Genomic DNA, 11,106 nt, shown 5'->3' with positions numbered 1-11,106 from the left:
TTATATAATCAGGATGTGAGAAACCCTTAGATGTGTATGTACATCTAAGGGTTTCTTTTTGAAGAGTCATGTGTATTAGAAAATATTTTTATTTATATTATAAAAAAATGTAATAGTGACAAAAAATGTCATATATGTTTTGATATAATTAAATAAATATATGAAAAAGTATACGTGACAGTGTACTTGATCAGTTCTAAAGTGTTGAAGAAAGGAGGCGAGAGCGTGTTTTGTTCTAATTGTGGCAAGCAAATGGAGGATAGTTCTGCTTTTTGTCCTGAATGCGGAACGAAGAATGAAAACCTAACGATTGATACAAATTCAATCTCGCAGATACCAAATCCAAATATGCAGCATTCACAACAGCCTATGCATGGACAAGGTATTCCACAAAACCAGCAAGTTTTACAGAATCAGCCACTCCAAAGTGCACAACAACCAATGGGACAACCTCAAATGCCTACGAATTCTTATCCAACCCCTAAAGGTGATAAAGAGTCTAAGAATGTTATTAAATTTATTTTAATTGCTGTTGTTATGGTAGTGGTTCTTATCTTAGGGTTAGGCGCGTATCAGATGCATGTAGAAGAACAATATATTGATAACGTAAAAGGTATGCAATTTGAAAATGGTTCCTACAGTAATCGGAGATATGAAGAGATTGTAGTTGCAATGGCACGATATGTGACTGGCGAAAAAGGAATCACTAAGGATGATTTTGAGTGGGATTATGATGAAGATGGTAAAAATGTTGTTGTAACAGCTACTTGTGATGGACCTAAAGGAAAGGTTATTATAAAAGCGTATACCCGTGAAAAGAACAATTATGTAACATCAGACTCAAATCGGATTACTGTTTCGTATAATGGAAAAACGTCTACATTAACAGAGTTATTTTAAAAGATAGGAGACTATTATGTTTTGCTCAAAATGCGGTAATGGAATGAATGAAACGGATAAATTTTGCCCTACTTGTGGCAATTTAAATGCGAATCAAGCTTCGAATCAGGGGCAGCCAAACAATCAGACGACACCTAACCCTGGTCAACAAGGCCAAATGAATGGTCAAATGCCACTACAACAAAATACGAATGTGCCTCCACAATATGCTCAACCTACGTATAATCAATATCCACAGGGTCAACCGCAATATGCACAACCGAATTATAATCAACAGCCACAAGGACAACCGCAGTATACACAGCCTAACTATGGTCAGCCACAAGGGCAACCTAATTATCAAATGAATGGAAACCCTGCAGGGGCGGCCTATGGTAATCCACAACAAGGGATGTATAATACGGATGCTGTTGAGTATGTAGTATCATCAAATATGTTTGAAAACTTTAAGGTAGCATTAACAGAGAAATTTACTGATTTTAATGGCCGGGCAACACGTTGGGAGTATTGGAGTTTTGAAATTATAGTAACTGTTATAATTATCGTATGTGAAGCAATAGACTCTACGATAGGCGCACTAGCATCTTTACTTTTCTTGGTTCCACGAATAGCTCTTGCTTTTAGAAGAGTTCATGATTCCAATCATCCAGGATGGTATTGTTTTATACCATTTTATGGCCAGTATTTATTGATGTTTGCAGAAAGTGATCCAGTGCCAAATCAATATGGTAAAGTGAGAAAACAACCAAATCAATAGTTTAAAAAGGGTAATATATGAAATTTTGTACAAATTGTGGAACACAACTCAAACTAGAAGATAAGTTTTGTTTTCAATGTGGATGTCAATCGCAACCGTTAGAAGGTGTTACAGAGACTACAACTGTGGCTTCTACAGCAACCATGACTCAAATGTATGTGCCGGCTATTGTGGAAGAGTATAAAAAGGCAGGGGCACTACCTGATTATTATAGAATCAGTTTATTGTTGAACAAAATTCGTGAGACCGAACCTTCTAAGCAGGTAGATGATTTACAAGAGATAGCCTACTTATATAGTCGTATCGATGTGCTATATCATAATTTAGGAATAGAACCGAAGGCTAATGTAGGAGCGACGTTGAATGCATCTAATACAACAAATGGTGCCAATACATTAGAATATAATCTTCCACCAGCTAATCAGAATAATACTGTACCTAGAACTGGATCTCAATGGAGCCATTATGCTGGACTAGCTGCAGCATCGTTTGGTGGAACTTTCTTAGCCCATGAATTGAGTCGTTTTTTACACAGCCATTCAGTAGGAGATACAACGAGTAGTTTAAGTCATCTGAACTTATCAGATATATCTTTAATGGATCATAGTGTGAACTCATTAACGGATATATTTACCGGTTATCCTGACTTAGGCTTGTCGACTCCATTTGATAGCGTGCAGGGATTAAATGATATTCCTATAGGTACAGATGTATACCCTGGGGATCCATCATTGGGATTTTCTGATGCCTTAGCGTCTGGTCAATTAGGTTTGGATATGGATACACCCGCATCAGGGGATTATACAGGTCTATTTGAAAATGCAGATCTTGAATATGATTCTATAGCAGATTCCGTATCGCTGGATGATGCTGGTGACTTGTTAGCAGACGCTGGTGATAGTGGTGGAGATTTGTTAGATACGCTATTTGATTTGTTTGATGCTTAAAACCTAATATATACCATAGTTTAAAAAATACTATATTCTGAAAGCGTCTAGTCAATAAGGACTAGACGTTTTTCTTTCATCCAATGTGGCGGTTACTTATGATTGTATGAAGTTAGTTAGGAATCTGTGTTATAATATAGACAAGATAACCAATACAAATAGGATTACAAAGATTCTATTTGCAGTGCATGGATAAGACATTGTTACAGTAACGGAGGTAGGATATGACAGAATTACACATTTGTTTAGCCTATGTTACAGTATGGGCTATGTATCAATTATGGTGTTTGAATCGTTGGATTGGGTTTAATCCTTTTGCTACTCCTAAAGAAGAGACAACAGCAGAAACCGTAGGGACAACGTTAGAAAGTATTTTACATTTTATGTCTGGCCGTATGGTGGCAATTCTCATTGCGATTGCGATGGGATGTACTGGGGCTGTAGATGTAATCGGTATCTTAGTGGTGAAAGCCTTTGTTCGAGAGCCATTGTGGATTCATTATGGATTAGTTGTACTTGCTTGTGTGGCAGTCATTTTAGCCATTAGAACGAGTATGGTGGTGTATCGAGTCATAGGTAGATCAGCGGAACAGGAACATCCAGATGTCTTCTTTGTTCGCTATGAAAATCTGTTTGGAAGACCAAGATTAGAAAAAAATGTAGTACGTGCATTACATGTCATATATACAGTGCTAAGTATATATGGAATTGTGATATTGTCACAGATACTAGGGATTATATGATATGCTAGTATACCGTGCCGAGGGCATGGATTTACAATTATATTGAGTCATAGATGTAGTTGGTGTTGATTACTTTAATAGAGGCTGTAATGAAATTAAAACAAATTTTATTACAGCCTTTTTTGATTCTTGTAGGCATAGTGTGAAAATAAAGGATATATGGTATACTAGAGAAGAATAAACATCAAGAGATAAGAAAGGGATACTATATGAAAGAAGATATACGAATTTTATTCATCAGAATGAGTTCGTTAGGTGATATCATTCATACACTACCAACTTTATATGCCATCCGAAAGCAATACCCAAACGCACATATTGCATGGGCAGTTCATGAGCGCTTTAAGGATATTATCCCTGGTGAACCATGGGTAAATGAAGTCATTCTGATTGATAAAACGCGATTAAAAAGAATCCCTTATCTGATAGAATTGTGGGGAATATTACATAAGAAAAAATTTGATATTTCATTAGACTTACAATCTTGGGCAAAAAGTGCAGCAGTCGCACTTGTGAGCGGTGCTAAGAAAAAATATTCTTACTGGGAGCAACGAGAAGGCAGTTGGCTAGTCAATACCCCATTGGTGGGACAACATAAACGAGACCATCTCGTAGAAGGTTATTTAGATACGGCACGAGCTCTAGGATGTGATGTAGATGAAGTGATATTTCCATTACCTACATCTGATGAGGCAAAAGAGCAAGTCATTGGCAAGTTACAGAGTCTTGGAATCTCTATGGATCGACCATATATTGCCATAGCACCAGGTGCCAGATGGATTGCCAAAGAATGGCCTATACCTAAATTCATAGAGTTGTGTAAGGAGCTAACAGCATTAGGCGAAAAAATAGTGCTGGTAGGTGCGGCAGATGACACATCTAAAGGAGAAGCCATCATGGCCGGCGTGGATAGTAATGATGTAGTTAGTTTAATTGGGCAGACGAATGTCCTTGAACTGATAGAGGTCATTCGTCATAGTGCACTTTATATTAGTGCTGATACAGGACCATTACACATCGCTAGTGCCTTGAAAAAGCCTTTGATCGCATTGTTTGGAACCACTTGTGCAGAGCGAACCGGACCATATGGAAATGAATATGCTCGCATTATTAAATCGCCTACGTATCAAGCCACCTTGGATAATCCATTAGTAGAGGATATGGAGTGTATGGATCAAATTTCCGTAGAGACTGTGTTACAACATGTAAAGGAAATGAGGAATTTATGATAGAGTTAAATGGGAAACGCATAGTTGTGACCTATTTGATGCATTTAGGTGATGTGGTGATTACCACGCCGTTTATCCATGCTTTGCGTAAGATAGCACCTGAAAGCCATATTACATATGTGATTGATAAGAAATTAGCTGATATATATCGTCATAATCCCTATATTGATCAGTTAGTCGAAGTGGATAAAAAAGGTGTTCATAACAGCATTAGTGGCCTCAATGCGATTGCGAAGCAAATTCGTAGTGAAGGGCCTATTGATGTAGTGATTAATTTACATCCTAATGAAAGAGCATCCTATTTAGCATGGAAATTAGGTGGAAAAGTGACTACGGGAATGAGTCATTTTTTATTCCGCCTATTTATGACTAAGGTGACACCACTGAATCGAAAAACAGTGCATGCTGCTGAAATGTATATGAATGTATTGGAGCAATTGGGGTATCCTGTAGAACATCAAGGCTTGGAGCTATTTACGTCTCCAGAATGGGAAGAGAAAGCGACGCAGTTCTATGCAACACAAGGAGTAGTAGAATCTGATGTATTGATAGGCTTTAATGTAGGAAGTGCAGTGCCACAGAAACGATGGAATAAAGAGCGCTTTGCTCATGTAGCAGATACATTGGCAAGAGATGGATATCGCATCGTATTCTTTGGTGGGACTATGGATGAAGAGATGGTACAGGAAGTCATTGATGAAATGCAAGAACCTGCTATTAAGGCTACAGGTGCGTTTAGCATTGGTGAATTGGCGGCCGCTATGAGACGATGCATTTGCCTCGTTACGAATGATTCTGGCCCTATGCATGTAGCGGTAAGTCAAAAAGTGCCTGTCATCGCTTTATTTGGACCATCGAATCCATCCTTATATGGACCATTTACAGAGGATGCGATTGTTTTGGAAACGATGGACACCTATGATGTAAGTAAAAACATGAATCAAGTATTACGATCTGGAAAATATATCGGATTATCCATGATTCAAGAGCAAGAAGTTCTGGACGCAGTACGAACGATGTTAGCCAGAAAGGGTATGAAATAAGCATGCACTATATTGTATTTGATTTAGAGTGGAATCAGCCATATAGCATAGAACCGAATATGATACGACGATCAGGCTTTCCATTTACAGGAGAAATCATACAAATAGGAGCTGTTAAGTTAGATGAAAGTTTGGATATTGTGGACCGATTTGAGGTGTTTATTACACCTAAGTTTTTGCCAGTTATGCATCATTCCGTCGAGCAGTTAACTCATATTACGATGGAGAAACTACGTCGAGAAGGCGTGTCTTTTAAACGAGGCTGTGAACGTTTTTTGCAGTTTATCGGGGATGACGGCATCCTATTATCCTGGGGTCCCGATGATATTGAGGTCTTAATGGATAATGCCTTATGTCACAAGGTGCATGTGCATAAAGAAGTACCGTGGTACGATTTGCAAGGCATTTATGCTAGAACGGTACACCATACATCACAACAATATGCCTTACAAAAGGCGATGGATGAGTTAGGCGTAACGGCACCTAACCTAATGGCTCATAATGGATTGCATGATGCAGTATGTGCCGCGATGATTGCTCAACGATTTCCCTTCGTAAAAGGTTTACAAGCCGTGCAAGAGGCTCAGAAAGGGCGCACTCGTTATTTTTATGGACTTTCACGGCATGAACAAAAAATATTTGAATCTATCGTAACCCAGCCTAGAATATTTAGGCAAAGCACTCGGGCGAAAACTCGATGTCCTCAGTGTAAAGAACAGTTGCGGCTAGACCCTATAGTTGGTGTTGTAAAGCATAGGTTTTTATCGATGGGGTCCTGCAAAGAGCATGGTACATTTGGAGTACATTGGTATGTAGGAAAATCAGTGAGCAAACATGTAGGTTTGCGATATTTTATTTCAAAGGTTGTTACTAATGCACCGAAAGGCTTGCAGGAATTATATGCTCGAAAAAAATAATATGTACATGAAAAAGTGTGGACTGTAATGCTACACATGTAATTTTAGATAATATATAATAAATATATAGTGTTAGATATCTAGAAAGGAATGAAATATGGAACGAAGAAATGCTTGGCATGAATATACAGAAGAACAATTACGTGAAGTAGAGGCGTTATCTACAGCGTATCGTCATTTTTTAGATCATGGTAAAACAGAGCGTGAATGTGTACAGCAAATTGTGGCTGCTGCTGAGGCAAAAGGCTATCGCAATATGCAAGATGTAGTGAAATCAGGAGATACATTGCAAGCTGGCGACAAGGTGTATTATGTGCACATGAAAAAAGCAGTTGCTATGGTTCATATTGGTACTGAACCTATTGAAGATGGTATGAATATTTTAGGTGCTCATATTGACTCTCCACGATTGGATGTTAAACAAAATCCATTATACGTAGATAGTGATTTAGCGCTATTAGATACACATTACTATGGAGGTATCAAAAAATACCAATGGGTGACAATGCCTTTGGCTATCCACGGTGTAGTGGCGAAGCGCGATGGTTCCGTGGTGGAACTAGCGATTGGTGAAAGTCCAACAGATCCAGTGTTCTGCGTTACCGATTTATTACCGCATTTGGGACAAGAACAAATGGAGAAAAAGGCAGCCAAAGTAGTAGAAGGGGAACAATTAGACCTTCTTATCGGCAGTCGTCCTGTAAAAGGAGAACTCAAAGAAGGTGTACAAGCCTATGTGTTACAAGTTTTAAAAGAACAATATGGTTTTGAAGAAGAAGATTTCCTATCTGCAGAGTTAGAAATTGTACCAGCTGGTGCAGCTCGAGAATTAGGCTTTGATCGTTCAATGATTATTGGCTATGGGCAAGATGACCGCGTATGTGCGTATACATCATTAGTTGCTATGTTGGAAACAGAATCCGTATCTAGAACGACATGCACATTATTAGTTGATAAAGAGGAAATTGGTTCCGTTGGTGCAACGGGGATGCAATCTCGATTCTTTGAAAACTTTATGGCAGAACTGCTAGAAGCTATGGGACATACGTCTCCATTAGCAGTGCGCCGCACATTGTCTAATAGCCGCATGCTATCTTCCGATGTAAGTGCTGGCTTTGACCCTCTGTATGCAAGCGCTTTCGAAAAGAAAAATGCTGCTTTCTTAGGTCGTGGCGTGGTGTTTAATAAATTTACTGGCTCCAGAGGTAAAAGTGGATCCAATGATGCCAATGCAGAATATATGGCATTGATTCGCAAGTTGATGGATGCCGATAATATTTCTTACCAAACTGCAGAGTTAGGTCGTGTTGACCTTGGTGGTGGCGGTACTATCGCCTATATTATGGCATTGTATGGTATGGATGTTATCGACTGTGGCGTAGCCGTACTTAGTATGCACTCACCTTGGGAAGTGACAAGCAAGGCAGATATTTATGAAGCAAAACGCTGTTACCTATCTTTCTTAGCTGCGAAAGGAGCATAGTTCTATGACAACTCATCAGGATACAGAGCGAGTGAAAGTAGATATTTTTAGCATGACTAAAGACGAAGCGAAACAGTTCCTACAAGATAAGGAACATTTTATGCTTGTGATTCGTAAAATGATGTATGAATATTGTCCTATTGTGAAGGTGGAACGTTTTGAACCTACAGAAGGGGAACGTATTAGTGGATATTTTACAGAAGAAACTGCGCAAGATAGAGCCTTTGTGTTGTCAGTTGTATTGGATCCATTTGAAGTATCTGCCATGAAAGTAGCCGAAGAACGTGGTAGATTAAAAGAGTATATCTTTGCTGCTAGCGAGATGACAGAAGTTTTATTCAACATGTTGAAACAAGAATTTATTAAATCATAATGTTGTGTTGATATATGTAATAAGGTGTAGTATTGATATAGGATAGAAGATATTGATAGTACAGTAGAAAGGAAAATATATGCTATACATAGAATATCCAAAATGCACGACTTGTAAGCGGGCAAAAAAATATTTAGATGACCATGGTATTTCTTATACACATCGAGATATTAAAGAAGAAAATCCTACGGCGGAAGAGCTGGGGGTGTGGTACCCTAAGAGTAAGAAAGCTGATATTAAGGCATTCTTTAATACATCTGGACAAATCTATCGTGGAGAAGGTATCAAGGATAAATTGCCAACCATGACAGAAGATGAAAAGTTAGCACTTCTTGCAACGAATGGTATGCTAGTGAAACGACCAATTCTTGTATTGGAAGATACAGTACTAGTGGGATTTAAAGAAGCAGAGTGGGAAGAAGCATTAAAACGTAATGGTTTACTGTAGCTATTTTCACACACTTGTGGTATACTATAAGTAACTTTTATAGAATCTATTAAAAGAGTGAGCTCAGGCTCACTCTTTCTCTTATACTGTAGCAAGGAGGGATAAGATGAAACGAGACGCCGTGGAGGAGTTTGTGTCCGGTGTAGTAGAAACAATTATTGAATCTACGGAGCTAGAGCTTGTGGATGTGGAATATGTACATGAGCGGGAATGGTACTTGCGCGTATTCCTAGACAAAGAAGGCGGTATCGACTTAGATGACTGCCAGATGGTAAGTGAAAAGTTAAGTGAAGTATTGGATGCGAAAGACCCAATTAAGGAAAACTACTTATTGGAAGTATCATCTCCAGGATTGGATAGAGTTTTGAAAAAAGAAAAAGACTTTATTCGCTATCATGGTAGAGATGTAGACATTCAACTATTTAAACCTATTGATGGTAAAAAGCAATATACAGGATCCTTACAAGGATATTCTGATGACACAATAACGATTCAAGTTCAAGAGAAGACCATCGATCTTGAGCGTGCAGCCATTGCACAGATTCGACTACATTTGGATTTTTAAGGGGAGGAAAGCAGTGAGTCAAGAATTAGTACAGGCGGTATTAGCAGTTACTAAACAGAAAGGTGTAGCACCAGAAATTATTTTTGATTCTCTTGAGGTAGCTTTATTACAAGCCTATCGTAAAGAACCAGGTTCTAATCAAGAGGCATATATTTACTTTAACCGTGAAACAGGAGATTACAAAGTTCTTGTTAAGAAAACAGTGGTGGAAACTCCTGAAAATGAAGAGTTAGAGATTTCTTTGGCTGATGCCCGTATGTTAGACAAACGTATGGAAACTGGCGATATTATTGAAGTGGATGTAACACCAAAAAACTTTGGTCGTAGTGCGGCGCATACGGCAAAACAATTGTTGATCCAACGATTGAAAGAAGCAGAACGCAATATCGTATACGATGAATATTCCAGCCGTGAAGGCGATATTTTGACTGGATTGGTAGAACGTATTGAAGGTAGGAATGTATTCATCAATTTAGGTAAAACAGAGGCTATTTTGCCTGTGTCTGAACAAATTCCATCAGAAACATACCAAGTAGGGGATCGTATTAAATGCTATATTGTAGAAGTAAAGAAAACTACAAAAGGGCCTCAAATTATGATTTCTCGTACACATCCAGGCCTATTAAAACGCTTGTTTGAACTGGAAGTGCCAGAAATTGCTGAAGGTACTGTAGAATTGAAATCAGTAGCTCGTGAGCCAGGTATGCGTTCTAAAATTGCTGTTGTTTCTCGTGAAGAAGAAGTTGATGCAGTAGGTGCTTGTGTAGGACCTAAAGGACAACGTGTACAAAACATTGTGGATGAGTTACATGGTGAAAAAATCGATATCGTAAAGTGGGATGAAGATCCAGCTGTGTATATTGCAAATGCTTTAAGTCCAGCAAAAGTAGTAAGTGTGGTGGCTCGTGACGAAGAAAAAACATCGTCTGTAGTAGTACCAGATTATCAACTGTCACTAGCGATTGGTAAAGCAGGACAAAATGCACGTTTGGCAGCTAAGTTGACAAACTGGAAGATTGATATTAAGAGTGAAACACAAGCGGCAGAAGCTGGAGAATATGTAGAATCTGCAGCATATGATGAAGATATTGTATCTCTAGATGCGTTTGGAGATGACGAATAAGATGAAACAGAAGTCTCAGCCTATGCGAATTTGTGTGGGATGTGGAGAGCTTCATCCCAAGAAAGAGTTGACTCGTGTTGTATTGAGTCCGACGGGAGAAATATCCATTGACCCGACAGGGAAAGCACCTGGTCGGGGCGCCTACATGGAAGCGAAGATAGAATGCTTAGATATGGCTTATAAGGCAAAGCGATTAGAGCGTTCATTAAAACATAAAGTTTCAGAAGAAATTTATGAATCTTTAAAGGAACAAATATCCCATGAATAAAGAAAAAGTGTTGAACATATTAGGCTTAGCACAACGAGCAGGTCGTTTGTTATCCGGCGATTTTATAGTGGAACGGTCTGTGAAGCGACAGGCTTATCCATTGTTGATTATGGCGGAAGATTGTGCCCCTAATAATGCGAAGAAATATATACACTTAGCCGAATCGCACAAGGTTCCTTTGCGCTTGGTAGGTACAAAGGAAGAACTTGGCAGAGCATTGGGAAAAGAAATGCGAGCAGTTATATTAGTAAATGATGCTGGATTTGCTAAATCCTTGCTAGCTGAAATAGATAAGAATCAGTAGAGGGGG

The 11,106-nt window shown here is 38.7% G+C and carries 14 protein-coding genes; all 14 read left to right on the top strand.

Annotation, left to right across the window (positions count from 1 at the left end; translation table 11 throughout):
* Positions 1-225: 225 nt before the first annotated feature.
* The 14 genes from EO115_RS06855 to EO115_RS06790 all read left to right on the top strand — a co-directional run bounded on the left by EO115_RS06855 (position 226) and on the right by EO115_RS06790 (position 11,100).
* Positions 226-900 (top strand): zinc ribbon domain-containing protein, encoded by a 675-nt coding sequence (locus EO115_RS06855; RefSeq protein WP_164724074.1) that lies wholly within the window; start codon positions 226-228, stop codon positions 898-900.
* Between the two features lie 16 nt (positions 901-916).
* Positions 917-1,657: a DUF805 domain-containing protein gene (locus EO115_RS06850; protein WP_126938209.1), complete on the top strand. Its 741-nt coding sequence runs from the start codon at positions 917-919 to the stop codon at positions 1,655-1,657.
* Between the two features lie 17 nt (positions 1,658-1,674).
* Positions 1,675-2,604 carry a zinc ribbon domain-containing protein gene (locus EO115_RS06845; protein ID WP_126938208.1) on the top strand — a complete coding sequence of 310 codons (930 nt, stop codon included), beginning with the start codon at positions 1,675-1,677 and terminating at the stop codon, positions 2,602-2,604.
* Between the two features lie 224 nt (positions 2,605-2,828).
* On the top strand, positions 2,829-3,347 hold the full coding sequence (locus EO115_RS06840; RefSeq protein WP_126938207.1) for a hypothetical protein: 519 nt from the start codon (positions 2,829-2,831) through the stop codon (positions 3,345-3,347).
* 209 nt (positions 3,348-3,556) lie between these two features.
* Positions 3,557-4,576, top strand: a complete 1,020-nt coding sequence (locus EO115_RS06835) for a glycosyltransferase family 9 protein (RefSeq protein ID WP_126938206.1) — start codon at positions 3,557-3,559, stop codon at positions 4,574-4,576.
* Positions 4,576-5,619: a glycosyltransferase family 9 protein gene (locus EO115_RS06830; protein WP_126938237.1), complete on the top strand. Its 1,044-nt coding sequence runs from the start codon at positions 4,576-4,578 to the stop codon at positions 5,617-5,619. The genes EO115_RS06835 and EO115_RS06830 overlap by 1 nt, the downstream gene beginning before the upstream one ends.
* Before the next feature lie 59 nt (positions 5,620-5,678).
* Positions 5,679-6,536, top strand: coding sequence for a 3'-5' exonuclease (locus EO115_RS06825; protein WP_164724072.1), 858 nt, complete (start codon positions 5,679-5,681; stop codon positions 6,534-6,536).
* 97 nt (positions 6,537-6,633) lie between these two features.
* Entirely contained in the window at positions 6,634-8,019 is a 1,386-nt protein-coding gene (locus EO115_RS06820; RefSeq protein WP_126938204.1) for an aminopeptidase, read from the top strand.
* A gap of 4 nt (positions 8,020-8,023) precedes the next feature.
* Entirely contained in the window at positions 8,024-8,392 is a 369-nt protein-coding gene (locus EO115_RS06815; RefSeq protein ID WP_126938203.1) for a hypothetical protein, read from the top strand.
* Between the two features lie 79 nt (positions 8,393-8,471).
* Positions 8,472-8,840, top strand: coding sequence for an arsenate reductase family protein (locus EO115_RS06810; RefSeq protein WP_126938202.1), 369 nt, complete (start codon positions 8,472-8,474; stop codon positions 8,838-8,840).
* Positions 8,841-8,946: 106 nt separating this feature from the next.
* Entirely contained in the window at positions 8,947-9,405 is a 459-nt protein-coding gene (gene rimP, locus EO115_RS06805) for a ribosome maturation factor RimP (protein ID WP_126938201.1), read from the top strand.
* Between the two features lie 13 nt (positions 9,406-9,418).
* Entirely contained in the window at positions 9,419-10,528 is a 1,110-nt protein-coding gene (gene nusA, locus EO115_RS06800) for a transcription termination factor NusA (RefSeq protein ID WP_126938200.1), read from the top strand.
* A gap of 1 nt (position 10,529) precedes the next feature.
* A complete protein-coding gene (rnpM, locus tag EO115_RS06795) occupies positions 10,530-10,796 on the top strand; it encodes an RNase P modulator RnpM (protein WP_126938199.1) in 267 nt (88 codons plus the stop codon).
* On the top strand, positions 10,789-11,100 hold the full coding sequence (locus EO115_RS06790) for a ribosomal L7Ae/L30e/S12e/Gadd45 family protein (protein ID WP_126938198.1): 312 nt from the start codon (positions 10,789-10,791) through the stop codon (positions 11,098-11,100). Before rnpM ends, EO115_RS06790 begins: the two co-directional genes overlap by 8 nt.
* Positions 11,101-11,106: the final 6 nt, after the last annotated feature.

The organism is Veillonella sp. CHU740 (assembly GCF_003992055.1).
Classification (GTDB): Bacteria; Bacillota; Negativicutes; order Veillonellales; family Veillonellaceae; genus F0422.
Note: the sequence above shows the minus strand (reverse complement) of the source record. Positions and strands in the feature narration are given on the sequence as shown.